The organism is Legionella fallonii LLAP-10, assembly GCF_000953135.1.
Taxonomy (GTDB): domain Bacteria; phylum Pseudomonadota; class Gammaproteobacteria; order Legionellales; family Legionellaceae; genus Legionella; species Legionella fallonii.
In genome coordinates this window covers 1791257-1817051 of sequence record NZ_LN614827.1, presented here as the reverse complement: position 1 = coordinate 1817051, position 25795 = coordinate 1791257, and the positions used below count along the sequence as shown (strand labels likewise).

Genomic DNA, 25795 nt, shown 5'->3' with positions numbered 1-25795 from the left:
CTTTAATCGAATTAGTCTAAACTAAGTCCTTGATTTAGCGATCAAAAGGAGATTAAAGTGCCCGGATATAATCTTATCCTAAATTTACCTGGATTTTCTATAGTAAAAGTGAGTGGTTATCACCCATTAATATTAGATGTGGTGTATCAACGAAAAGCCCGTTGTTCCCATTGTAAAAGCAAAGAAGTAAGGAAGAAATCGAGCAAAATAAGAGAAGTTCACCACGAGTTAATCGGTCATAGAAGAACGTTAGTGCGATTTAAAGCCTATAAGTTGTATTGCAAAGTCTGTAAACGCTACGGGAATCAGCAATTTCCCGGAATAGCCAAACACCAAAGGTCCACTGAACGGTTACAAGGAGAGGTATTCCATAGCCATACTAAGGGCGTGTCTCAAAAAGACTTGGCGAGCTATTATAAAAAAGGGAAAGCGACCATAGAGCGTTGGTACCAACGTCGTTATCGTCTCGAACATCAAGAATTACTCAATAGACCTTGTCCACAAGTCTTAGGTATTGATGAGCATTTCTTTAGTAAAAAAGAGGGGTTTGCTACTACTTTATGTGACCTAAGGAAACATAAAATCTTTGATGTGGTTCTTGGGCGTAGTGAGCAGGACTTATCAACCTACTTAAATCAATTGCCCGGCAAAGAAAAAGTGAAGGTGATTTGTATGGATTTAAGCAGTACTTATCGGTCACTGGTAAAAAAGTACTTTCCTAATGCGCTTATAGTAGCTGATAGGTTTCATGTCATACGGCTCATGCAACACCAGTGCATGATGACTTATCGAGAGCTGTCTCATCAGGTCAAAAATAATCGAGGCATCCTCGCACTATTAAGAACAAGAGCAGACCGCCTCACTCCTGAGAAACAAAAGAAACGAGATGCCTTCTTGGCCCAAAATCCAGCCATAGAGGCTATTTATCAATTTCAACAACAACTTCATCAACTGTTAATGAACAAGTCTTTAAATCAAAAGAAGTGTCGCGAGGTAATACCTGTTTTTCTGGAGATGCTCAACGAGTTAAAGCAAAGTCCTTTCAAAGCCTTGTCTGCTCTAGGTAAAACGTTGATTACTTGGAAAGATGAAGTCGCTCGAATGTGGCGATTTACTAAATCGAATGGAATAACAGAAGGCTTTCATCGAAAGATGAAACTAATACAACGTAGAGCTTATGGCTTTAGGAATTTTGAAAATTATAGAGTGCGTGTTAAGGTGCTCTGCGGTTGATTGAAGCTGCCCCCTTAAATGGGAAAGAGCCATTGAAGCTGCCCCCTTAAATGGGAAAGAGCCTAATCCCCTTCCGCCTAGAGAATGGCGCGCCCGGAAGGATTCGAACCTCCGACCCTTTGGTTCGTAGCCAAATACTCTATCCAACTGAGCTACGGGCGCGTTGATTGGCGGAGAGAGAGGGATTCGAACCCTCGATGGGATTTCTCCCATACTCCCTTAGCAGGGGAGCGCCTTCGACCACTCGGCCATCTCTCCAATCAATGGTTGCGGAGTATAATCAGGTATTTCAGTGGCGTCAATAATCATTGGAAATTAAAGTGAAAAAAAAAATATAAATTGGCATTATTTGTTTTTTATGTTCTATATTAATGCATTTTATGGTTAAAATTTGATATAAACAGCTATGGTATCTCTAAAGAACCTTCCTCTTGTTATTCATAACTCAGCATCTTCCCCTTATCCTTGACATACCACCGCATAATTAATTGGATACCGTGGACAAACTTCGGTGCGCTGAGATGAATGACTAACAAAAAATTATGGTTAATTGGATGGTGATGCAAAGGCTCTTCCAAAGATAATTCAGTGTTACAGCAACGAAGATCCGCTTAAATATATCAAAAAAAATTAGGATGACAGTCGGGAAGATATTTTTAGATACAAATAAAATTTTCTCTATAAAACAGCCTTTTAAATTTCCAAATTTTGAATATTACTGCTAATCTTTGTCTTTATAAATTGACGCTAATATCTATAAAGCAGCTCAGTATAAGGAGGACTAATGAAACAGCAGTCAAATTTAAATGGTCGAGAGGTTTATGTAGTGGATGGAAATCGTACCCCATTCCTAAAAGCAAAAGGAATAGGGCCATTCACCGGCTCTGATTTGGCAGTGGCTGCTGGGTCGGCTTTGTTAAATCGACAACCGTTTTCTCCTACTGAATTGGATGAAGTAATTATTGGTTGCGCAATGCCCAGCCCTGATGAAGCAAATATAGCTCGTGTTGTTGCATTGAGATTAGGCTGCGGTGATAAAGTACCTGCCTTTACTGTAATGAGAAATTGTGCATCAGGAATGCAAGCTCTGGATAATGCTGCTATGCAAATTGCTAGTGGACGCAGCAATCTAGTTCTTGCAGGGGGAGCAGATGCCATGAGTCATGCTCCCTTGTTATTCAACCAAAAAATGGCTGGATGGCTTGCTAGTTGGTTTGCAGCCAAGAGCTTTGGACAAAAATTTGGACTAGTTACCCAATTTAGACCTTCATATTTGGCCCCTGTAATTGCTTTATTAAGAGGACTTACTGATCCTATCGTTGGTTTGAATATGGGGCAAACGGCTGAAAAAGTCGCTTATAAATTTAATATTACTCGCGCACAAATGGACGAGTTTGCTGTGCAAAGCCATTTGAAATTAGACGCTGCTTATAATGAACATAGGATGTCAGAGGTAACCCCCATTATTGATAGCAAAGGGCGAATTCATCCTCAAGATGATGGAATTCGTGTAGATTCAACAGTAGAAAAACTAGCGAAATTAAAACCTATTTTTGATAAAAAATATGGCATGGTGACTGCGGGAAATAGTTCTCAAGTTACTGATGGTGCCTGTTTATTGTTGCTTGCTAGTGCAGAAGCAGTTAAAAAACATGGCTTGCAAGTAATAGGGCGGATAGTCGATTCTCAATGGGCAGCTTTAGATCCTTCTCAAATGGGACTTGGGCCTGTTCATGCTGCTACACCTATTTTACAAAGACATAAGTTAAGACCCGAAGATATGGATTGTTGGGAAATCAATGAGGCTTTTGCCGCTCAAGTATTAGGCTGTGTTGCCGCATGGAGTGATGAGCATTATTGTAAAGAACAGTTGGGTCTAAAAGAAGCAATGGGGGCTCCATCATTAGACAAATTAAATCGTGATGGTGGTGCTGTAGCGGCAGGTCATCCAATTGGCGCTAGTGGAGCTCGTATTGTATTACATGTACTAAAATCATTAGAGCAAAGAAATGAATCACGAGGTATGGCTGCCATTTGTATTGGTGGAGGACAAGGTGGGGCTATGTATCTTGAACGAGTTACTGAGGTGAACGGACATGAATAATTATAAACATTGGGAATTACATCGTGATGAAGAAGGAATTCTATGGCTCGGAGTGAATAGAAAAGAGGCTAGTGTCAACACGATCAATGAAGAAGTACTCGATGAATTAAACAGTTTGCTTCATGAGATTTCTTCAGATAAAAATGCTATAGGTTTAATAATTTATTCACTGAAGGAAAAAGGATTTATTGCTGGTGCGGATGTTAATGCATTTTCCAAATTCGAAAATGCTGCTCAAGCAGTAGAGTTTTTGCAGAAAGGTCAAGCCGTGTTTGCTCGATTGCAGGGCTTATCCATTCCTAGTGTTGCAATGATCAATGGTTTTTGCATGGGGGGAGGTTGCGAGTTAGCCTTAGCTTGTACTTATAGAGTCGCTTCCGATGAAAAAGATACGCGTATCGGATTGCCGGAGATTATGCTTGGTATCCATCCAGGATGGGGTGGAACAGTCCGACTACCACAACTAATCGGTGGTTTTAAAGCATTATCTGAGGTTATTTTAACTGGTAGTGCACTTGCTGCAGGGAAAGCTAAAGCTTTGGGCATGGTGGATGAGGTAGTGCCTATTCGCCAGTTAAAAAGAGCTGCAATTTATTTCATCAAAAATAAACCACCAAAGCATGCCTCTTCATTTATTGAACGCTTAAGTAATAGTGCTTGGTTGCGAAAACCAATAGCTTATTTATTACGTTACAATGTCGCCAAGCGAGTTCGCAAAGAACATTATCCCGCTCCTTATGCAGTAATAGATCTATGGGAAAAAGAAGGTGCTGTAGGCGATAGAGCCTATCTAAAAGAAGCTGATTCTGTAGAGCAATTAGTATCAAATGGAGACACCTCTAAGAATCTTATCCGTGCTTTCTTTTTACGTGAGCGCCTCAAAGGTTTTGCCAAAGACAGCCAATTTAAATCGCAGCATGTACATGTTATTGGTGCGGGAGTTATGGGCGGAGATATTGCTGCCTGGTGTGCTTTGCGCGGTATTCATGTGACATTACAAGATCAATCATACGAGAAAATAGCGCCTGCTATTGGGCGAGCATATACTCTCTATAAGAAAAAATTGCGCAAACCTCGCTTAATACAGGCTGCAATGGATAATCTTGTTCCTGATCCAGAAGGTCAGGGAATCGCTCGTGCTGATGTGATTATTGAGGCGGTATTTGAAAATCTTGCTGTGAAGCAAGAGATTATGAAGACAGTAGAACGTCTTGCGAAGAAAAATGCAATAATTGCAACTAATACTTCAAGTATTCCTTTAGATGAAATCAGCGGTGTTATGACCAATCCTGAACGTCTTGTTGGAATTCACTTTTTTAATCCCGTTGCCAAGATGGATTTGGTTGAGATAGTAAGTAGCTCTTCAACTACTAAGAAAGTGCAGCAAAATGCTAGTGCTTTTGTCAATCAAATTGGCAAATTGCCATTACCAGTTAAATCCAGTCCCGGTTTCTTAGTTAATAGAGTGCTAATGCCTTACCTGATGGAGTGTGTTCAATTATTAGATGAGGGATATAGTGCGGAAACTATTGATGAAGCTGCATTACGATTTGGTATGTTCATGGGGCCTGTTGAATTGGCTGACACAGTTGGAATGGATGTTTGTCTTGCGGTTGCTGAGAATCTTACAGGGCACTTTGGTGGCACTGTTCCACAAAAATTACGTGATATGGTTCAAGCTGGCAAATTGGGGCGTAAAACCGGAGAGGGTTTTTACAAGTATAAAAATGGTAAGCCTATTAAAAAGCATCCGGATGCATCAATAGATCAAACAATAGCTGATCGATTAATTTTGCGTATGGTTAATGAGTCTGCAGCCTGCTTACGTGAAAAAGTAGTTGCGGATTCTGATTTACTTGATGCAGGTATGATTTTTGCCACTGGGTTTGCTCCTTTTAGAGGAGGCCCGATGAATTATGCAAATGATTTTGGCAAAGATAAATTAGAAACGCTTTTTAAAACTTTTGAATCTAAATATGGTGAGCGATTCAAAGTAGATGAAAGCTTATAATTTTAGCTATTAAAAATTTTTCTTCTCAACTGCTGTAGCCTGAGCGAAGGTCCGAAGGACGGACAAAATTTCATTTAGGCTACTACGTGTTACCGAATTCGAACGTGACTTTATCTTTGTAGTTATCAGCAACAACTCATTCTTTCAGAGAAAACTATGCTACTAAATCAAGTAAAAATTTGTTCAGTGATTTTGTATGTATTCCTGTTTCTAATTAATAATTATTCTCATGCTACCGTTTTAGTGCTGCCTGTAGCGGGCAATATAGTAGGAAAAGTAAAATATGCTCAGTCGGAAGTCGGCGAGAGCATTGATGAGGTAGGAAGACGTTTTGATATAGGCTACTATGAAATGGTGAGAGCAAATCTACAGGTAGATCCTATTCATCTTCTTGCTGCTGGTACTCGATTGATTATTCCGTCACAATTTATTCTGCCGGATGTTCCCAGAAAGGGTATCATAATTAATTTAGCGGAATATAGATTGTATTATTTTCCTGAAGATGAAAATGTAGTTATTACTTTTCCTGTTGGTATAGGGCGTGAAGGATGGAATACACCTTTAGGAAGAACCAAAATTACCTCAAAGGTAATTAACCCTGCATGGCGCCCTACTAAAAAGCTACTTGCTGCTGCAGAGGAAATAGGGGCTCCAATTCCAGACTTTTTCCCACCAGGCCCTAATAATCCTCTTGGAAAACACGTTTTACGGCTAGGATGGCCAACGTTTCTTATTCATGGGACTAATAGATCGGATGGCATAGGAGCTCGGGCTAGTGCTGGTTGCATTCGTATGCTCCCAGACGACATAGAATATTTATATAGTCTTGTTACAGTTGGAACACCTGTTAGGATCATTAATGAACCAGTAAAAATTGGCAGGGAGAATGAAGACATTTATATTCAAATGTATCCTCTATTGAAAGAACAAAAAAATGATAAGTTACAAACAATTATGACTAGGAAACTAGGGGCCGCAAATGTAAAAAATTGGGTAACTAGTAAGATAATTCAAAATGAATTGAAATATCCTTCTGGACTTGTTAAACAGATCAATAACTAGACGTATTTATTTCTGTTCAATCGTGGATCTTTTTATAAAATGGTAAAAGAGCATAGCTAATAGCGGTTACTATCAGAGCAGCGATAACATCTGTAACATAATGCCAGCCTAATAAAACGCAGGAGGCAATGAGTAAGAGATTGATAAATAATAGTAAGATACAAGGAATAGTCCACTCCTTTAACAAATATACGCACAACAATGCCCATATTGTGTGATATGACGGCAGCGCAATTAATCCACCTTCATTAGTCGTTGGGATTATATGGTGATGAATTTGATTAAACTTAAAACCAGTAGCAATTTGTTCTGGCATAAATAAAGAACTATCAATAACACTTGCCGGGGCGGTTGTGGGGAAAAAGTAGTAAAAGCTAAAGCCTATCAAAGTCGTAATCAGCATAAGGAAATAATACTCTTTAACGAGATAAAATCTTCCTGTAACAATAATAATTAATGGTAATAGGCTCATTTGATAGGGCAATGTATCATAAATCAACCCAAGTAGATTGCCAAAATTTGGATGCTTGTTGGTCCAGCTTAAAATAGGCAGTATCTCTATACCAAAATAACGCTCTATGGCCAGAATTTCTTTATCTATAGTAGGAAAAGGCGTTAGTTGTATTGCATTTGTTGCCAATGCAATTACTGACATAATGGTGAAAAAATAAATAAATTCAATACCGCAGCGACTAATTTTGCTTTTTTTTCCAAATAGTAATATCAGACCCAAGTTTACTAATACCAGGATACTTGTCAGCAACAACATGTGTTCAGGAAAAAAGTTGTTTCCAGGAAACTGATAAACAAAATAGTTTATTAGTAATACTATGAGTGATAAAAGTACTATTATGCCTGATAGAGAAGGCAAGCTACATAAATTAGACATTCGCATTTAGGTAAAGAGTTATTCTTCTGTGGTTAAAAGCTCTTTTTTCTTTATAGCATGAAAGATTTCTTCTCTATGCACATTAATAGATCTCGGCGCGTCGACTCCAAATTTAATATTCCCATGCTCTTGGGTTTTAAATGCTAGTATTTTCACTACAGTATCTGCAACATGAATTATTAAGGGTTCTTCAAAGCGAAGAGAAATTATATCCATTAAAAACCTCATTATTTTATAATAAGTTATATCAAAATCATGCAATATATCTAATGTTGACGGTAACCTAATTTAGCGACTTTTGCCACTAGTATAATGAATTAAATTTTTAAAAAGTAATTTATATATTAAATATTAATTAATATGAAAAATTTCCGTGGTTATTTTACATATAGGCCTTCCGATTAACTGAAGCAATTCATAGGGGTAAAGTAGAGAATTCTTAAATAAGTTAACGTTATTTTCAGATCGGAATACCACCTACGTCGGAACCGTTGTGCTAATTAGAATGAGCATTTATATCATAATAAGTCGAATTATGATTGAATGAATATAACAAATAAGTTACCATTGGCAGTTTTTTAAACCTTGCCTTACCACTTTTACGGTTGGAAGGCTTTATCCACAAGGAGAAATTGTGAGACATTATGAAATTATGTTTCTTGTTCACCCCGATCAAAGCGAACAAGTACCAGCAATGGTTGATCGCTATGAGGGGATTATCACCAAGCATCAAGGCTTGATACACCGTAGAGAAGATCTAGGGCGTCGTCAGCTGGCATATCCTATTAATGACGTACATAAAGCTCACTATATATTAATGAATGTTGAGTGCAACTTAGAAGCTCTGGAAGAAATTAAAAATGCATTCAAATTTAATGATGCAATTTTAAGATATTTAATTACTGTTCAGAAGCAGGCGATTACAGCAGAGTCTGTTTTACTGAAAAAAGAAAAAGAAACCAGAACCGCTTAAGGGAGCATTTATGTCAGCTTATTTCCGTAGAAAAAAAATGTGCCGCTTCAATGCAGAAGGTGGTAATGAGATTGATTACAAAGATATCAATTTATTAAAAAATTATATCTCTGAAACAGGTAAAATTGTACCTAGCCGTATTACAGGTACTCCAACACGTTTCCAACGAGAATTAGCAAAAGCAATTAAGCAAGCTCGATTTGTAGGCTTACTTCCTTATTGTGATAGCCATAGATAATAAATGATGCGTGCAGGCGATTTTATAATTAAACAAAGTAAAGCATTACTTGAAAATAAACAGCATGCCATTTTGTGTGCTGTTATTCTTTCAATGATCCCATTTGCGTCTTGGCTATCTGTTGCTTTAGTGATGTTGGTTACCTTAAGAAAGGGCGCTAAGCCTGGCTTTGAGGTGATGTTGCCTGCAGTAATCATGCATGCTGTTCCTTTGATCATGATGGTGCCATTAGAAATTGCCATAATGAACACTCTTTTCGCTTATTTACCTTCTTACCTAGCTGCGTTATCTTTACGTAAAACAGCAAGTTGGCAAATGGTATTTGGGGTGTTCTTCATCCAGGCTTTCATTGGGTTTACCATGATACAACTATTGGCTCCAGATTTTATTATGGAGCAGTTTAATCAATTCAAGAATCTATTGACTGAATATAAAGAGTACCAACGTCTCTTGGATAATAATTCCGATGGACTAAGTTCTTTTATTATGGCTCAATTATTTTTAGGGATCCAAATATTAAGTGTAATTGTTTCGGCGGTGATTTCGTTATTATTTGCCCGTTCAATACAATCTAAACTATTCATACCTGGTGGTTTTAGGGATGAGGTTTTAGCATTTCGTAGTGGTAGATTATCTTTTTTAGTTTTAATGGCGATTTCTATTGCATCTTATTATGAAATTGCATTAGCTATTAATTTATTACCATTAGTTTTGTGTTACTTCCTAATTTCAGGATTTAGTTTGGCTTATTATATTTTGGCTCGAAAAAATCAGATCAGAGTGGCTGTATTATTATTATTGTTAGTATTGTTTAAACCATCTTTTGTATTACTAGCCTACATTGTATTTGGCTCATTAGATAGTTTGTTTAATTTTAGATTATATCTCCCAGAAAGGGTGAGAGAATCAACTTAAGGGGTTATTAAGATGGAAGTAATCTTATTAGAAAAAGTACGTAATTTAGGTAACTTAGGTGATAAAGTAAATGTTAAATCTGGTTATGGTCGTAATTTTTTAATACCACAAAATAAAGCGGTTTTTGCTACACCTGAGAATGTAAAATTATTTGAACAACGACGTTCAGAACTTGAGAAAAAAGCACAACAGGGTCTGGCCTTAGCAGAACAACGTGCATCAAAGCTGAATGACACTACAGTCGTTATTAGTGCTATGGCTAGTGACGAAGGTAAACTATACGGTTCTGTTGGCATTAATGAAATTAAAGAAGCCTTAATTGCTAAAGAAATTGAAATCAGCAAACGAGAAATCGTTATGCCAGAGGGCCCATTACATTCAATTGGTAACTACGTAGTTGAAATACATGTTCACAGTGATGTAATAGCTAATCTGCAAATTGAAATTGTGGCAGCTAAGTAATTTTGAAGTGCCCGCAAAAATAGTCTTTTGCGGGTTTTTTTATTTATAGAGAACTTATTTCTTGCTCTAACCTTGATTCATACGTTTATTCAAAATAAATAAAATCAAATAAATCAATAGTAAACGAATCGCTTACCGTCATCGCCCCATTCAAAATATAAAAGCAGTCCTCATGCAAACAAAGGATGAGACTTTTTAATAAATGATATGTATAATATGAGCACAAATAATCATATGGGTGGACACTATGAGACGCAAAAACGATAAATCAGCTAATAATAAGCCTAAGAACAAAGGTACCACTAGACGTGAAGAAAACGTTTATGATAAATCATTAACGGATTTTGATAACCTTGGTAGAGATATTTCTAGGCATATTCAACCTACTCATAAAGATGCAGCTACTGTGCAAGACATGATTGCTCGTTATCGCAAACTCTCAAAGGCACTAGAAGATCATAAAAGCGAATTAGATTCTACTCAAGTCCAAAAACTCGTCGCAATACGAGCAAAGTATGAGAATACTATTGAAGGGATAAGAATACAGCTGCCTAGACTTGTCAAGGAGCAGATAGCACTTGACGAAAAAAATGCGAAAGGCCTTAAAGAACAGCGTGAAAGAGAAGCGAACGTAAAAGCTCAATGTGACGCATTAGTTCTGCAGCTAGCTAATATTGCCACGGAATATGTAAAGGCTCCTGTAGAAAACATGGAAGAGCTGCTAACACAGTATAATCAAGTAAAAAGTCAACTCCAGCACTCAGCATCTGACATCCCTGTGGGGGATAATGATAATGAGGGTAAAAGACTTTATACCGTTACAAGCTTAAAAGGTCCTGATAAAAAAGTTGAGTTTGGAACGGCATTTAAAGAACTTAGAGTTTTAGCTGAGGATCATCATACTGCAAGCGATAGAACGCGAAAGCAGCTACTAAGTGAGTTTCGCAAAAAGAAAACTGAAATTTATAAAGGGCTCAAACGAAATTTCGCTAAAGGTAGTGAGGAGTTTACTGATTTTCTAAGCAAAGTAACGACCTTAGATCAGGAAGTTAAAATAGATGATAAGAAAGCTGATGAGCTTAAATGGAAAAAAGAGATAGCGCTTCAGAAAATGCTCGAAAAAAATAGACGCAAAATGGAGGAAATAACTCAGTCCGCCGGCTTAGTAGGGGCTTTGTTGAGTATTGCGCCTAAAAATATTCAAGATGGACTGAACTATCTTGCTTCTAATCTAGACATCATCAATGCTCTTGAACATGATAAAGGCGTAAAACTTGCTTTAGGTGATGTCAGTCTGCAAGAAGGTTTTAAGCAAATTACTGATGGTGTAGTTGATGGAACAATTGCTACTGTAGGGAGTGGGGGATTAACTCAAGTCAATTCTTTATCAGCGGAAAAGCAACTTGCAGTTATTGATGCTGCAATTAAAGCATTGACTGCACAAGGAGCTTCTACTCCTGAAGCGAAAAAAGCAGTAGAAGCACTGCAGTTTATGCGTAGGACAGTTGTAGATATGCAGCGCCTAGCTAATAAGGAAGTGTCTCATATATCATTTGCTCTTCTATCACAGGATGGGAAAAGTGTTCTTGTAACACATCTAGGTGTATCGGATGCTCTAAATAATCCTGCAAGCTTGCTTCAAGTAGTAAATAGCCTTGGAGGAGTTGATTCAGGGAATATACATATAGTATTTTCTAATCCGCAGCAGGCGGCTCTTTTATCTATGTTAGCACAGCAAAACTTACCTAATGTTGTAGGAAATATGCGCGCTGCTTTAGAGCGAGCTAATACGACTGGTGCTTTAACACAAGGCTCTGCCGCCAATGCTTTAGTTCAAGTATTTAATGGTGCCTTGACCGAGATCAATGGAGGAGTTCTGCCTCAAGTTAATACTTTGGGGGGGATTATTGATTTGGTGCTGTTAGCTTCAGGAAATAATAATGCTATGGCTCAATTATTTGGAACTAATGTTCTAGTAATTCAAAAGCGCTTGGAGCTTATAAACGAACAATTTAAAAATCAAACTAATGTAGCGGTAACCTCTGAGCTAATGTTAACTCTTGTAGACGGTTTGGGGGCTATTCTGATGACTCTGAATCAGATCCCACAATTAAAGACTGGCCCAATCGCTGACTATTATAATAGTCATCTCAACCCTAATCGTTTCATAGGAGGAGGAACTGCTATTACTGTAGTTGATCAGTCTTTAACTAATAATCCAGAGGCATTAAGCTTGCTAGCTGGTGGTGATGTACAACAATTAGAAAACGGAGAGTCACTTGCTATTACACCTCCATTGGTTAGCGAGGACGAGCAACGCCTACAGAAACAAAAAGAAGAAGAGCAACGTCAAAAGCAGAAAGAAGAACAGCAACGCCAGCGTATTCAAAACTTGGCGAATAGCTTGGCAGTGCAAAAAGCAGAGTACATCAGCTTGTTACACGAACTTGGCATGGTCATTACTAAGTTGTACGATAAAGAAGAAGATGATGCAAGCTATAGTACAGTTACTAAAGTTGCTTTAGAATTGCATGATAAATTAGAAGATGCTTCAGTATTTTTTAGTAGACCAACGCCAGAAGGTTTCAGGGTGTTTGTAGAAGCCAATACTGCCAGTATTAAGGAAGCTATGGCTGAGTTTGAAAATCACCGTGGTTTATGGCATACAATTCCTCTTATCATCAGAGGCTTGTTAGGTGTTATTGCGGCGTTGATTGTAGTTCCTGCTCTAGCAGTAACTTTCGGTACAAAAGACGGCTATACCGGCACATTCTTTAGTACACCTACAACGCAATCAGCTAAAGAGTTGGCTGATATTCAGGCTACTCTTGCTAATATAGAAAAAGAAATAGAGGCTGAATTAGCCGCTCATCCTGGTTTTTTAATTGAGTCAGCAGTGGCCCCCAGATAGTTCAATCTTATCTAAAAAAGGCCTCTTAATGAGGCCTTTTTTATTATTATTTAATGTTATTTATAGTAATCGTTCATATGACCGACGACGCCCAGCATTGATGTCATTACGAGAACAGATAATGGTGTCATCTTAAGCATTTGTAGCTCCTTGGCTCATTACTGCATCATTGTCCATTCAACGGATCTCCAGCAACGTGTATTGTGCCGTAATCGAGAAAGCCTTTTCTGGATGATAACTCAAACACGTGAGCCGGATGCTTGTAGCAGGGAAGGGGACTCAAAGTTTCATCCTGGTGCAAGCAACCAGGATGAACAATTGTGATTAAGAGGGCCGGTTCGGAAGCTTGAGGAGCTCTCTAGCAAAGATTCATTCCTTCCATTTTATATTACAACCAAGACTTGGTTTCTGTTCTGGATCTACTGGTCTATTATTTAAAATACAATCTAGCGCATCGCGAATGAAGCGTCCGGAAACAGGTATATTATTCCCAGGCCTAGAGTCATCTAATTGGCCACGATATACTAAAGCGAGCTCCTTACTGAATATATAGAAATCAGGAGTACAAGCAGCATTATACGCTTTAGCAACTTCTTGAGTTTCATCATATAAGTAAGGAAATGGGTAATGCTCTTGTTTTGCCACAATACGCATGTTTTCTGGTGAGTCATCAGGATAGTTTTTTACATCATTAGAACTAATTGCTAAAAAACGAATTTTTTTAGGCATGTAATCATTCGCTAATTTAGTGATTTCACTGTTTACATGTTTAACGTATGGACAATGGTTGCAGATGAACATCAAAACAGTAGCAACATAATCAGCTGAGTCTTTTAACTTCACTCGACTACTCGTAACCACATCGGTTAATTCAAAATGAGGTGCTGTTGTACCTAAAGGAAGCATGTTTGATGCCGTTTTGCTCATATTTACTCCAATAAGGTTTAAAAAAATATTTTATATAAAGCCAACACAGCAAATATAGTATTTAAAATAGCCCAAATATAAGAAGGGTAACTTCCTTCATAGGCATTATGATAAGCATATATTGCAATCAATGAACTACCGGAAAAGAAAATCCATTGGTTCTCATAAGTAAATCCAATAGAATGAAGAGCAATTCCGATAATACCGGTTAACAGAAAGATACTGTTTTCTTTACCAATCATCAGATAAAAAATAAGCAACTGAAGACAAAGAAAAACAGGCAAAGCCATTTGCGTATAGCGGCCTACACCCAGGAGTATGGCTGAGTGCCCGGCTACAAGGATAATCTCTAATGCAATGAAATACAGTAACCTATAATGAATAGCAGTTATAAGTAATGCAAAAGAACCAAAAATATAGTACGTTTGTGGATAATCCTGTCCATACCCGTATAAAATAATCAGGGCACCTATAATTCCTAATGCTATATATTTATTAATTGAATCAATAATATTAGACACTGATCACCATTTTAAATAAATACCTTTGGCTACTGAATCTTGTATTATGTCGTACTGCGATTTATCAGTGGAAATCCAATAATTACCCATATTACTCAAAGCAAATTTCACTCGAGGATATTGGCATATCTCAAGTACATCACGGCAATCGACAAGGGACGTATTTTCATCAATATGCTTATAACATTTGAAATGTAAATTTTTTACATCTGAAGCAAACGCAGCCCAATTTAGTGGTGAAAGAGAGGCTTGGAGTGGTGGACTCATAAATGTGTCACCTATCTCATGACGCTCAAGCTCAACTTTACTATCAGATCTGTTTTGAATTAGATAGTAAGACTGTTGACCTGTTTCATTCAAAACCAGGTAATTCTGGTTATAACCAAAACCAGTCACCTCACAACCTCGAGGAAATGACGAGGGAGCTGCATTAACCGCATTGATTAATACAACAGATAAGAGTACTGATTTATTAATCTGATTAAATAAAGACATAATAACCTCAAGAAACGAAATTCGGGCACTATTTTAATCATAAAATATCTAAAGTCTATCCTAGAATGAAAAAATAGGGCGTCTTATTCTCTATTTGCAGTAATTTTGGCTTTAATTAAAGGAGAATATGTTCTATAAAAACTTAAAAATAAATACATTCCAATATAACCTAACGACAAACTAAGCCATAATTTATCGGTTTCGGGATAAAAAATTAATAAACAAGCAGAACTAACACCATAAATCAAAGAACAGCAATGCATGAGTATTTTTAATAATTTGGAGTCGGTGAGGTAGTCTAATCTAGAAGGATAAACGTACTTTACTGGAACAAAAATTAAAATACAAAATAAGGTTAACAGAAGAGCATTAAAATTCATCGATGTATGGAGTATGTACATATAAAATACAGCAATATTCCAATAGCAAGGAAAGCCTTTGAAAAAATGATCGGGAGTTTTTGCATCAGACTGACAAAATTGATAAGACGAAGTAATCGTGATTGCAGTAATAATAAATACCGAGTATTCAGAAGGTAGCATATCGGGTTTTACTAATAAGAAAAAACAAGGTGTAATTACATAGTTTACAAAATCAACAATGTTGTCTAATAAAGCGCCATCAATTTTTGGCAAAATATTTTTTATATGCACTAAACGAGCAAGGCTGCCATCAACAGCATCAATAAATACAGTGATAGCCATAAGCCATAGAGCAAAAGTATATTCGTGTTGGTATATTTTGTATAAAGTAAAAACACCAATACATGCTGCGCTAGCAGTAAACAGATGAACACCCCAAGCAGCAAGGTAATGAAGTGGATGAAAGTGTTGCTTAATTTGGCTCATTAATTATCCTAACGTTACTTAATCTTAACTCACGTTAATTACATTAACTATTAACTCATTGATTTATACCGCATGATGCGGCATAGAATATTAAAAATAGTATCAACAATCAAAAGTAAAGTGCAAGGAGAGTTCGTAACTTTAGTCAAAATACTGTGTTCTGTTTTATTTATCCTGGAAAAAATCCATTAAACAAGGTGCTAAATTATTGCGTGATGGTATAATTCCTGAAAATAAGGGGTTTTACTACCCTCACAATTTTATTAACTTATGAAACAATGTAATAAAATAATTTTTATTTCTACAACCACACAGGAAATGACTTGTTTCGAGAGCGATAATATAGTATCGACTTATCTCGTTTCCACGGCAAAAAATGGCGTAGGCGAAAAAAAGAATAGTGGGTGTACTCCCAGGGGCTGGCATAAAGTTCACGCTATAATTGGTCTACAGTTGCCTATGAATAGTGTATTGGTTAGTAGAGAATGGACTCGTGAAATATATACCGAGGAGCTGGCGGCTCAATATCCTGATAGAGATTGGATATTGACACGAATAGTTCAACTGGATGGTTTAGAACCTGGAAGAAACAAAGGCGGTGATGTGGATACTCTAGAACGATATATTTACATTCATGGCACCCCCGATACGATGAAGCTAGGAAAACCAGGCTCTCATGGTTGTATTCGCATGAATAATAAAGAAGTTATTGACTTGGGGGACTGGGTAACGCCAGAAACTTTAGTATACATTCAATAATCCTGGAAAAAATAATTCAAAGTACAGTGAGCATGATGCATGTGTTTAAGATAAATGCAGTATCTGGCCTAGTAGCTTTGAGCTGTTTTTTCCAGGATAATTATTAATAATAATTAATGCTGCAGAGCACAAACAAAACTGACGGGGTAAACTAATGTCCTATAAATTTGAAGAAGGTAAAGACGTTATAGTCAACAGCGTCGTAGATAAAATTAAACGTTCTATGGCTGGAGATCAATCCGAATTTTGCGCTGAATTTGCTAAGCAATTATATAGCACAGTCGCATTGGAAGATCTGGAGAGCTGGGATGTCGACGATCTTTATGGTGCAGTAGTTAATTTCTGGTCTTTGATGAACGAAAGAAAACCTCATGAAACAAAAATAAGAATTTATAATCCTGATTTTGAACGACATGGTTGGCAAACGACTCATACTGTTGTTGAACTGATATGTGATGACATGCCTTTTATTGTGGACTCCATGCGTATGGTAATCAATAGAATGGGATTGGCTTCGCATCTTATTATTCATATGGGTGGTATTAACGTAAGAAGAGATAAAAATGACCACATATGCGAGGTTTTGCCCAGAAGTAAAACTATTGATACTAATGGGGTAATGCAAGAAGCACCTATATTTATGGAAATAGACAGGCAAACTGATCCTAAAATTTTAGATAAATTGCATAGGAATTTTGAACGTGTTCTTGAGGATAATAGAGTCGTTTATGAAGATTGGGAAAAAATGCGGGCTGAAGTTAGGGAAGCAATTGTTCAGCTTGATAATGTGCCAAAGATAATCGAGCCCAATGAAGTAGATGAAACGAAAGCTTTTTTAAATTGGATTGAAGACCATCATTTTACTTTTTTAGGTATGCGCGATTATGAATTAGTTGCAAAAGGTAAAGAAACTATTTTACAAGCCATTCCTCACACTGGACTTGGAGTATTACGTGATGATTTAAGTAAATCGAGTGCGCGTAGTATTTCTGCTATGACTCCTGAAGCGCAAGAGCTAACTCTTTCTCCACGTATTCTGGTCATGTCCAAAACGAATACTTTAGCGAGTGTTCATAGAGATGCATACACCGATTATATTGGTATAAAACGTTTTAATGCCAAAGGCGAAGTTATAGGTGAAAGACGGCTTATTGGTTTATATACTTCAGCTGCTTATCACACTAATCCACGACATATTCCCTTTTTGCGACATAAAGTGGCATTAATAATGGAAAACTCTGGATTAAATCCCCGTAGTCATTCTGGTAAAGTTCTTCTTAATATTCTTGAAACTTTACCAAGAGATGACCTCATTCAAGGTTCAGAAGATGAGTTATTAGAAATATGCATGGGTATTTTCTACATGCAAGAAAGAAAACGCATTCGCCTATTTGCTCGTATGGATGTCTACAGACGTTTTATTTCTTGTCTTGTTTATGTGCCTAAGGACCGGTACAACACAGAATTAAGATACGCCATGCAGAAAATTCTGGCAGACAGTTTCAATGCCGAGGAAATTACTTTCTCAACGTTGTTCCCTGAGTCTGTATTGGCACGTATTCATTTTATTGTAAAAGTCGATCCGAAAAGTTGTCCTGATTATGACATTAAAGAAATTGAGAAAAAACTGATTGAGATAGGGCGCTCTTGGACCGATGATCTACAACATCATTTATATGATGCTTATGGTGAAGAACAAGCTAATGCACTTTTTGCACATTATCGTGATGCGTTCCCTGTATCCTACTGCGATAACTTTACCCCAAGAACAGCGGTTTACGATATCAAGCATATAGAAATGCTTACACCCGAACAATCATTGGGCATTAATTTTTACCGGCCTTTAGATGAATCCGTTAATAGCTTTAGATTGAAAGTATATCAACATGGAACAACCATCCCTTTATCTGATGTATTACCAATATTAGAAAATCTTGGACTAAGAGCCATCAGTGAGCGTCCTTATGTATTGAAATTTGAAGACGGTTCGGTAACTTGGATTAATGATTTTGCGATGCAATATACCAAAGACTTCGAGTTTCAACTGGATGAAATAAAAGAGCTCTTTCAAAATGCTTTTGCTGAGGTTTGGTTCGGAAAAGCTGAGAATGATGGCTTTAATCAGTTAGTATTAGCTGCCGGACTCGATTGGCGTCAAGTCGCTATATTACGTACGTATGCTAAGTATTTTAAACAAATTGGTTCTATTTTTAGCCAAGAATATATGGAAATGGCTTTAAATAATAATGTTGCTATCGCTAAAAAATTAGTAAAATTATTTGAAATACGCTGCAATCCTCAATATGTAGGTCATAACCGAGAACAGGCTTTTGATGTACTTTCTGTTGAAATACTAGCCGATCTTGATAATGTTTCAAATCTTGATGAAGATAAAATAATTAGACAATATGTACATGCTATTAGCGCTACATTGCGTACTAACTTTTATCAAGTAGATAAAGAAGGAAATCCTAAAGACTATATATCTATCAAATTAAGCAGTAAAAATATTCCTGGTGTTCCTAAACCTCACCCGATGTTTGAAATTTTTGTTTATTCACCACGTTTTGAAGGTGTTCATTTACGTTGTGGTAAAGTGGCGCGAGGAGGATTACGCTGGTCAGATAGACGAGAAGATTTTCGTACTGAAATTCTTGGCTTAATGAAAGCGCAGCAAGTGAAGAATTCTGTTATTGTGCCCAGTGGTGCTAAAGGTGGTTTTGTTCCTAAACATTTGCCTGTAAATGGTACTCGCGAAGAAATATTGGCGGAAGGAATTGCCTGCTACAAATTATTTATTCGCGCATTATTGGATATTACAGACAATTACAAAGAGGGAAGGATAGTCAAACCAGAGAATGTTATACCCTATGATGAAGATGATCCATACCTCGTTGTTGCTGCAGATAAAGGAACAGCTACGTTTTCAGATATTGCCAATTCAATCTCATTAGAATATGGATTCTGGCTGGGTGATGCATTTGCTTCTGGTGGTTCAGTAGGATATGACCATAAGAAAATGGGCATTACTGCTAAAGGAGCATGGGAGTCCGTAAAACGTCATTTCTATGAACTAAATATAGACATACAAAATGATGATTTTACTGTAGTAGGCATAGGTGATATGTCAGGGGATGTATTTGGTAATGGTATGCTGTTATCCAAGCACATCAAGCTAATTGGTGCTTTTAACCACGTTCATATCTTTGTCGATCCAAATCCAGATGCGGAGAAAAGCTTTAAAGAGAGAGAAAGGCTTTTTAATTTACCCAGATCCTCTTGGACTGATTATGATAAAAAACTGATCTCTAAAGGTGGCGGTGTGTTTAATCGCAGCGCAAAATCCATTCCTGTTAGCGCTGAGATGAAAAAAGTTTTTGGCTTGAAACAGGATAATATTGAGCCTAATGAGTTAATCAAAACCATCTTAAAAGCAAAAGTAGATTTATTGTGGAGTGGTGGAATTGGTACTTATGTAAAATCCAGCACAGAAAGTAATGCAAATGTTGGTGATAGAACCAATGACTCAACTCGTGTTAATGCGAAGCTGCTACGGTGTAAGGTGGTTGGAGAGGGCGGTAATTTAGGTTTAACTCAATTGGCACGTGTTGAATACACATTGCAAGGTGGCATGGTCTATACCGACTTCATTGATAATTCTGGCGGTGTTAACTGTTCTGACAAAGAAGTTAATATCAAGATTTTATTGGATACTATAGTTACTGCTGGCGATTTGACTCCAAAACAACGAAATGAGCTTTTGAGTGAAATGACTGATGAAGTAGCAAAATTGGTGCTCAGAGATAACTTTTTACAAACAAGAGCTATCAGTCTATCTGATTCACAAGCATTACGTTCGCTCGAGTTGCAAAGTCGTTATATTAATGAACTGGAGCGTTCAGGTAAGTTAGATAGAAATCTTGAGTTTTTACCTGATGATAAAGCTTTATTGGAACGTAAATTAAAAGGATACGGCTTAGGTCGTCCGGCAATTGCTGTATTGATGTGTTACAGCAAGACTATTTTGAAAGAGCAAATACTTGCATCAGACGTACCTGAAGAAAACTATATGAATCAGATACTGACTAGTGCTTTCCCAAAACCATTGCAAGAGCGTTTCAGTAAACAGATGCAGGATCATCCTTTAAGACGCGAAATCATTGCGACACGGTTAAGTAATATTATTGTCAATGAGATGGGCTTTACCTTTGTCTATAGGTTGCAGGATGAAACTGGAGCACCTGTTTCTGCTATTGTTAAAGCGTACATGATCGCACGAACAGTTCTTGATTTAGAATCAATCTGGAGGCAGATAGAAGAATTAGGAACAAAAATCAATGCACAATTGCAAGTTGATATGATGATGCTTTATGTTCGACTTTCAAGAAGGGTAACACGCTGGTTTTTACGTTCGCAACGAAGATCCTTGGATATAGGTCGTACGATACAGCTTTATTCCCAAGGGGTTGTGGAACTTAAAAAATGCATGCCGACTGTTTTTGGTGAAGAGGTTCGTGTTCACTTTGATGAACATTATCAAGAGCGTGTTGCGGCCGGAGTAACACCTACTTTAGCGCACGAATTAACGGTGACGCGTGCTTTATTTGCAGCACCTGATATCATTGAAATCGCTCATACATATGGACTAAAAGTTGCCAAGGTAGCTGAAGTTTATTATGGTATTGGTGAGTTCCTGGATCTGCCATGGATCAGAACACAGATCATTATTCATCCTACTGAAAATCATTGGGAATCCTTATCTAGAGAAGCATTACGTGATGATCTAGATTGGCAGCAACGTCAATTGACCGCGGGTATTTTAAGTGATAACGGTAAAAATAAAGATCTCATAACACGTTTAGAATCTTGGGGGACATATCATATAGCGTTAATTGAACGTTGGAGATACATATTAACTGATTTAAAAGCCAGCACTGTCTTAACCTATACAATGTTTTTTGTGGCAATTAGGGAGCTTCTGGATTTGACACAAACTACATTGCAGTCCCATTCAAAGCTAGAGGCAGTTGATTAAGCTTTGTCAAAAAGCCATGCCATTTTATAACTAAAATGGCATGGTCAGTCCTTAAAAATTAAAAAACTTATAAGTAAGCTCCAGAATCAGAGCATACTAAGATCCCTGGACCGTACAGTGTTATTTTCATTATGGAGTGTGAGCATGTCCAAGAAATCGGTAACAACCTATACATCATTAAGCAAGTTATTTCATTGGATTATCGCTTTAGCTGTACTCACTATGTTAATAGTAGGATTTTTCCTTGACAGCATCCCTGATGAATCTAAGGGAACTGCTTATATGCTGCATAAATCTACAGGTATCACCATTTTTTTTCTAATGATACTCCGTTTTATTTGGATGCGCGTTACAACAAAACCTGATTTACCTGACAGCATGAAGTTATGGGAAAAAATATTATCTCGCTTTGTGCAATATGGATTTTATCTTCTTCTTTTCATTATGCCTTTAAGTGGATGGATTATGTCTATCGCTGGAGGCAGGATGCCAGTATATTTCGATCTATTTAAAGCCCCATTACCTTGGGTTGGTGAGAATCAATCGTTATCCGGAATGATGGCTGAATATCATGAAGCAATTGCCTGGATCTTAATTGTATTTATAACATTGCATGTATTAGGTGCTTTAAAGCATCATTTTATTGATAAAGATAATATCTTAAAGCGTATGTTACCTAGTAAGGGTGATTAAATTTATGAGGATACTGAGCAATGGCTCTGTGTCGTGTTAGGCTAAGAAGCGAAGACCTATCTAATACTTTCTGCCTTCTCCCGAAAGATAGGAGGGGTAAGCTACCTTCCTTTGCTTCTTAACCTGAGGGCTTTAAAGCCCCAAAAGCCCAACCTAAAGCTTTTCTAAAGATATGGGCTGGCTTTGTCCCTCAAAACGCACCATTTGAGGTGCTTGTTTAAGAGTGCTGGCAGTAATCAAATAATTCTTATCCCCAAGTAAGGAATAATCTATCAATTCACCTAACTCTACATCTTCGTCAACTTTTAGCAGTTTTTGACCCGAATAAATAGCCTGTTCTGATTGAATTACATAGATATTAAGTTCATGCTTAATGGTTGCCTTATAATGAGTTCTGGCGATGATTTCCTGGCCTTTATAACAGCCTTTATCAAAACTAATATATTGTGTTTGATGTAAGCCTAAGCGGTGCGGTAAAAATAGACCTCGAGATTCAGGGTAGATCTCAAATTGTTGTGCATATAATCTTAATGTATGCCAAGTTAAGGAACCTAATAATTGATCTTGTTCCTTAAATGGCTTACAGAATTCCTCTTCAATTTCTGTTTTAATTATAAAAATATAAAAACCATTGCCTAAATGATAATAACAGTAGTTTGCTCTTTGCGCTTGAGCATATAAATTATTAGGCAAAAATGTTTTATCGGGGATCAAATCGTTATGATTTTGTAGATACAGTCCAAAAATCTTTAGCTTGTTGTTTCTTTGGATGGATACTCTTGATAATTGGGCTGTTTTATTTAAAGAGGTCTGGGTTGACTCCACCAAATCCATAGGCAAAATAAGTTTATAATTTCCCCATAAAATAATATCTAATAATGCTAAAATGCGACCTTTAAGATTACATTGTACTCCTTGGAGCATTTGTATATCTGATACTAAACGGACATCGCAAGTTAATTGCCCTTGGAGAAAATCTAAAGACTTATCACCAGTAACTTCAAGGACACTCAAATAAGATAAATCAAATAAGTAGTTCTTTTGTTTGTTAAATTTTAATTCATGCTCAACAGAACTAAACGTAGTTAGAACCCGTGAATTAATCGTATGCTCAAACATTTCTTTCATAATAAATATATGGTTTTCGTTTGGAGATGAGTAGTGTATCATTTGGGCATCTAAATTTTACTACTATTTTGTAATGTTTTCTTTAAAAGGTTCTTTCATTATTAAGAATCTTAAATATAAAAGTTATCTCATCGGTCGACTTAGCCCATTTTCGAATTACCGGCGAAAGCCGAGCTCATAGAAGATGTTGTATTTATGTGCGATCCGGAAGCATCATAATCCGATTTGACATTGAAAATTAAATTAAATAAAGAGAGAGTATTAATGTTAGATGCAAAAGAAAAAGCTAGGTTGTCCTGGCATTGCAGACGCGGAATGTTAGAGCTTGATCTTATTTTACAACGTTTCATGGAGCATGGTGGTATAGATAAGCTGACGGAACAAGAGCTCAAAAGTTTTAATCTACTATTAAGTTATACTGATCCTGAATTATTTTCCTGGCTAATGGGGCACGACGAGCCACAAGATGAAGAGTTAAGTACAATTGTTGCTATCATCCGAAATAACAATTAAACCTGGAAAATCAAAGGTTTATTTTCGTTTTGTTTTAGTGCTTTATTTATTTACAATTTTATTGCTATATCTTAGTTCTATTTATTTGCTCATTAAGATCGTACTATGCTGTTTGATACTCCTGCAATTTAGAATGGATTACACTAATCAGAGTCCATGTTCATCGATTCAAGAAATTAGATGGAATCAAACAGAATGGGTTTTAGTAAAAAAAAATGGTGCAATAGAACACTATGATGAAGTTTCAGTGTTGATTCATAATGCACTATTTCAACTGATTGAATTATCCCGTGGAAAAACAAAAAAAATAATTATTTTATTTAATGATCAAGTACCTAAGTCTCAATTACAACTCATTCATCTCAAAACAAGAGCTAAATAGTGTATAATAATACAATAAGATTAATTATAAATCTATATGTTCTTTTATTTGCCTATAAAATCTGAGCACTAAAGTCATAGACAATAACGGATGAAAGAGGATGTTATGGACATTCAAGCGTCTTACAGCGACGACCAATTGGTCAGGCTAGCACAAAATGGGAATAGCAAGGCATATAATATTCTGCTTGGTCGCTATCATCATAAAATTCAGCAAATCATATATTTTTATATTCATGAGCAGGCTAGTGTTAATGATTTGTCTCAGGAGGTTTTACTCAAGGTCTATCGCTATTTAGATTACTTCAAAGAAGAAAGCTCATTTTCAACGTGGTTATATAAAATTACTCAAAATACTATTAAAAATTATTTTAGAGCAGTTAATCTGAGATCAGATTCTGAAAAGCAATATGTTCATCAGCAGTATAACTCTATAGGGAATTCTCCAGAACATGCATTAATTAACATAGAGTTTGGCGAGCAAATAGAGTCGGCAATATCAAGACTTTCAGAAGAGTTGCGCATTTGTTATGGCATGTATCTATTTGAAGGATACAGTTATGAGGATATTGCTAAGAAAATGCATTGTCCTATAGGTACTGTACGGTCAAGAATATTTCGTGCCAGAAAACTATTAATTGGTTATATTGAACATTCTAAATAATTTTCATCGATATTGGTTGCCTGATATTATTCTATAATCGTCTAATTAAGAAAGAGTTGTAGGTTGAACCTTTTGATCTAACATACTTTATCCCCGTACTTATTGAGAAGTTACCCTAATAAGGAATAAATAATTGATTAAAAAGAATATTTTATTTTTGATGGTATTTCAAACTGTAGTTTTATTTTGTCCTGTTTTCGCGAGCTCTAGTACACAACAATCAGTAATTATTCAGGAACGAATGGATAATTTATCAAATTTTTTGAAAATTAATAAGTTAGTCGGCATGGAGGTGAATAAGGAATCATTACCAAAGCCCTATAATTTTTTACTTGTTCAGCCGTTAATGACCATAGGTATTGAGCAATACTATCAACGCACTCCTGAAATTAAGACTATTTATGCTGAACAAGATCATAAAAGTAATTGTTATTCCCGAGTTATTTATATGTTTATGAATAAGGAGAAAGTTAAATATCGGAAGGGGGGAATACAGAGTAAGTCGAATAATATCAACGTTGAGTTAGCTTTTATAACGATCAATTTTAATGAGTTATCAGAACAAGTAATTCGTAGTATTTTAGAGAATAAAACCCCATTTGGTAAAATACTAGTCAATAACAAAATAAAAACTTTTACTAAGGACAGAGCCTATTTTTCAGTAAAGTGTACTTCTGATTTGGCAAAAATACTTCATTGCAAAATTAATAAAAATATCTATGGTCGTATTAATACTTTGGTTAGAGAAGACAACAAAAACTGGGTGGCCCAAGTAATAGAAATTTTATCTGGTGTTACTTGTAGCGATACGCAATGTACGGTTTTACTATTGCCGTAGCGTGGTTGCATGAAGCTAAAGCTCATAACCATCAAGTTGAGGAAGAAAAAAGCTCAATCTAATCTCTCGCGCCAGTGATTTTCGGATAATGAAGTTAGTATCCTAGCCATCACCCCAATCCATTCCTGTTGGGGTGGCGCTTCGAGCTGAGGTATTTCCACAAATATTGATTAAAGATCGAATTACCGTGGCTTG

Annotated in this window: 23 protein-coding genes and 2 tRNA genes; 16 read left to right on the top strand and 9 right to left on the bottom strand. The window is 36.6% G+C overall.

All coding sequences use genetic code 11. The annotated features are described in order from the left end of the window. Nucleotides 1-57: 57 nt before the first annotated feature. The gene (locus LFA_RS07425; protein WP_045095627.1) at nt 58-1233 is read left to right on the top strand and encodes an ISL3 family transposase; all 1176 of its coding nucleotides are present in this window, start codon (nt 58-60) and stop codon (nt 1231-1233) included. An 85-nt stretch (nt 1234-1318) separates the two neighbouring features. Here the strand turns inward: LFA_RS07425 and LFA_RS07420 are convergent. Together LFA_RS07420 and LFA_RS07415 are read right to left on the bottom strand one after the other, a co-directional pair. Continuing rightward, nucleotides 1319-1395, bottom strand: a tRNA-Arg gene (locus LFA_RS07420). 6 nt (nt 1396-1401) lie between these two features. After that, nucleotides 1402-1491: transfer RNA gene (locus LFA_RS07415), tRNA-Ser, on the bottom strand. A gap of 526 nt (nt 1492-2017) precedes the next feature. On the opposite strand from LFA_RS07415, the gene LFA_RS07410 reads away from it, so the two are divergent. The 3 genes from LFA_RS07410 (at nt 2018) to LFA_RS07400 (ending at nt 6410) form a co-directional block, all read left to right on the top strand. Beyond that, nucleotides 2018-3337 carry an acetyl-CoA C-acetyltransferase gene (locus tag LFA_RS07410; protein ID WP_045095626.1) on the top strand — a complete coding sequence of 440 codons (1320 nt, stop codon included), beginning with the start codon at nt 2018-2020 and terminating at the stop codon, nt 3335-3337. Next, on the top strand, nt 3330-5348 hold the full coding sequence (locus LFA_RS07405) for a 3-hydroxyacyl-CoA dehydrogenase NAD-binding domain-containing protein (RefSeq protein ID WP_045095625.1): 2019 nt from the start codon (nt 3330-3332) through the stop codon (nt 5346-5348). Before LFA_RS07410 ends, LFA_RS07405 begins: the two co-directional genes overlap by 8 nt. A 156-nt stretch (nt 5349-5504) precedes the next feature. Further along, entirely contained in the window at nt 5505-6410 is a 906-nt protein-coding gene (locus LFA_RS07400; protein ID WP_045095624.1) for a L,D-transpeptidase family protein, read from the top strand. A 16-nt stretch (nt 6411-6426) separates the two neighbouring features. Here the strand turns inward: LFA_RS07400 and LFA_RS07395 are convergent, their stop codons facing one another. Both LFA_RS07395 and LFA_RS07390 read right to left on the bottom strand, forming a co-directional pair. Continuing rightward, the gene (locus LFA_RS07395; RefSeq protein ID WP_407927629.1) at nt 6427-7299 is read right to left on the bottom strand and encodes a phosphatase PAP2 family protein; all 873 of its coding nucleotides are present in this window, start codon (nt 7297-7299) and stop codon (nt 6427-6429) included. An 18-nt stretch (nt 7300-7317) separates the two neighbouring features. Next, entirely contained in the window at nt 7318-7515 is a 198-nt protein-coding gene (locus tag LFA_RS07390; protein ID WP_045095622.1) for a carbon storage regulator, read from the bottom strand. A gap of 418 nt (nt 7516-7933) precedes the next feature. Between LFA_RS07390 and rpsF the strand changes: the two genes are divergently transcribed. The 5 genes from rpsF to LFA_RS07365 all read left to right on the top strand — a co-directional run bounded on the left by rpsF (nt 7934) and on the right by LFA_RS07365 (nt 12798). Further along, nucleotides 7934-8272: a 30S ribosomal protein S6 gene (gene rpsF, locus LFA_RS07385; protein WP_045095621.1), complete on the top strand. Its 339-nt coding sequence runs from the start codon at nt 7934-7936 to the stop codon at nt 8270-8272. 10 nt (nt 8273-8282) lie between these two features. Next, a complete protein-coding gene (gene rpsR / locus LFA_RS07380; protein ID WP_045095620.1) occupies nt 8283-8510 on the top strand; it encodes a 30S ribosomal protein S18 in 228 nt (75 codons plus the stop codon). A 3-nt stretch (nt 8511-8513) separates the two neighbouring features. Further along, on the top strand, nt 8514-9425 hold the full coding sequence (locus LFA_RS07375; RefSeq protein WP_157010312.1) for a hypothetical protein: 912 nt from the start codon (nt 8514-8516) through the stop codon (nt 9423-9425). A 12-nt stretch (nt 9426-9437) separates the two neighbouring features. Beyond that, nucleotides 9438-9887 (top strand): 50S ribosomal protein L9, encoded by a 450-nt coding sequence (rplI, locus tag LFA_RS07370; RefSeq protein WP_045095619.1) that lies wholly within the window; start codon nt 9438-9440, stop codon nt 9885-9887. 247 nt (nt 9888-10134) lie between these two features. Then, on the top strand, nt 10135-12798 hold the full coding sequence (locus LFA_RS07365; protein ID WP_045095618.1) for a hypothetical protein: 2664 nt from the start codon (nt 10135-10137) through the stop codon (nt 12796-12798). Between the two features lie 369 nt (nt 12799-13167). Here the strand turns inward: LFA_RS07365 and LFA_RS07360 are convergent, their stop codons facing one another. From LFA_RS07360 to pcsA, 4 genes are all read right to left on the bottom strand, one after another. Next, nucleotides 13168-13725, bottom strand: coding sequence for a thioredoxin family protein (locus LFA_RS07360; protein ID WP_045095617.1), 558 nt, complete (start codon nt 13723-13725; stop codon nt 13168-13170). Between the two features lie 17 nt (nt 13726-13742). Next, nucleotides 13743-14237: a hypothetical protein gene (locus LFA_RS07355; RefSeq protein WP_407927637.1), complete on the bottom strand. Its 495-nt coding sequence runs from the start codon at nt 14235-14237 to the stop codon at nt 13743-13745. A gap of 12 nt (nt 14238-14249) precedes the next feature. After that, nucleotides 14250-14741 carry a hypothetical protein gene (locus tag LFA_RS07350; RefSeq protein WP_045095616.1) on the bottom strand — a complete coding sequence of 164 codons (492 nt, stop codon included), beginning with the start codon at nt 14739-14741 and terminating at the stop codon, nt 14250-14252. Between the two features lie 83 nt (nt 14742-14824). After that, entirely contained in the window at nt 14825-15589 is a 765-nt protein-coding gene (gene pcsA, locus LFA_RS07345) for a phosphatidylcholine synthase (protein ID WP_045095615.1), read from the bottom strand. 270 nt (nt 15590-15859) lie between these two features. On the opposite strand from pcsA, the gene LFA_RS07340 reads away from it, so the two are divergent. From LFA_RS07340 to LFA_RS07330, 3 genes are all read left to right on the top strand, one after another. Beyond that, nucleotides 15860-16348: a L,D-transpeptidase gene (locus LFA_RS07340; RefSeq protein WP_045095614.1), complete on the top strand. Its 489-nt coding sequence runs from the start codon at nt 15860-15862 to the stop codon at nt 16346-16348. Between the two features lie 154 nt (nt 16349-16502). Further along, entirely contained in the window at nt 16503-21383 is a 4881-nt protein-coding gene (locus LFA_RS07335) for an NAD-glutamate dehydrogenase (RefSeq protein ID WP_045095613.1), read from the top strand. Nucleotides 21384-21527: 144 nt separating this feature from the next. Beyond that, nucleotides 21528-22076 carry a cytochrome b gene (locus tag LFA_RS07330; protein ID WP_045095612.1) on the top strand — a complete coding sequence of 183 codons (549 nt, stop codon included), beginning with the start codon at nt 21528-21530 and terminating at the stop codon, nt 22074-22076. A gap of 153 nt (nt 22077-22229) precedes the next feature. On the opposite strand, the gene ygfZ is transcribed toward LFA_RS07330, so the two are convergent. After that, nucleotides 22230-23204, bottom strand: coding sequence for a CAF17-like 4Fe-4S cluster assembly/insertion protein YgfZ (gene ygfZ, locus LFA_RS07325; protein ID WP_045095611.1), 975 nt, complete (start codon nt 23202-23204; stop codon nt 22230-22232). A 264-nt stretch (nt 23205-23468) separates the two neighbouring features. Here ygfZ and LFA_RS07320 point away from each other — a divergent pair, with 264 nt between their 5' ends. From LFA_RS07320 to LFA_RS07305, 4 genes are all read left to right on the top strand, one after another. Continuing rightward, nucleotides 23469-23717, top strand: coding sequence for an FAD assembly factor SdhE (locus tag LFA_RS07320; RefSeq protein ID WP_045095610.1), 249 nt, complete (start codon nt 23469-23471; stop codon nt 23715-23717). 133 nt (nt 23718-23850) lie between these two features. Then, nucleotides 23851-24099 carry a hypothetical protein gene (locus LFA_RS19425; RefSeq protein ID WP_052673888.1) on the top strand — a complete coding sequence of 83 codons (249 nt, stop codon included), beginning with the start codon at nt 23851-23853 and terminating at the stop codon, nt 24097-24099. 105 nt (nt 24100-24204) lie between these two features. Next, nucleotides 24205-24762, top strand: coding sequence for a sigma-70 family RNA polymerase sigma factor (locus LFA_RS07310; RefSeq protein ID WP_045095608.1), 558 nt, complete (start codon nt 24205-24207; stop codon nt 24760-24762). Between the two features lie 133 nt (nt 24763-24895). Further along, complete coding sequence (locus LFA_RS07305; protein WP_052673887.1) at nt 24896-25600, top strand: hypothetical protein; 705 nt, start codon at nt 24896-24898, stop codon at nt 25598-25600. Nucleotides 25601-25795: the final 195 nt, after the last annotated feature.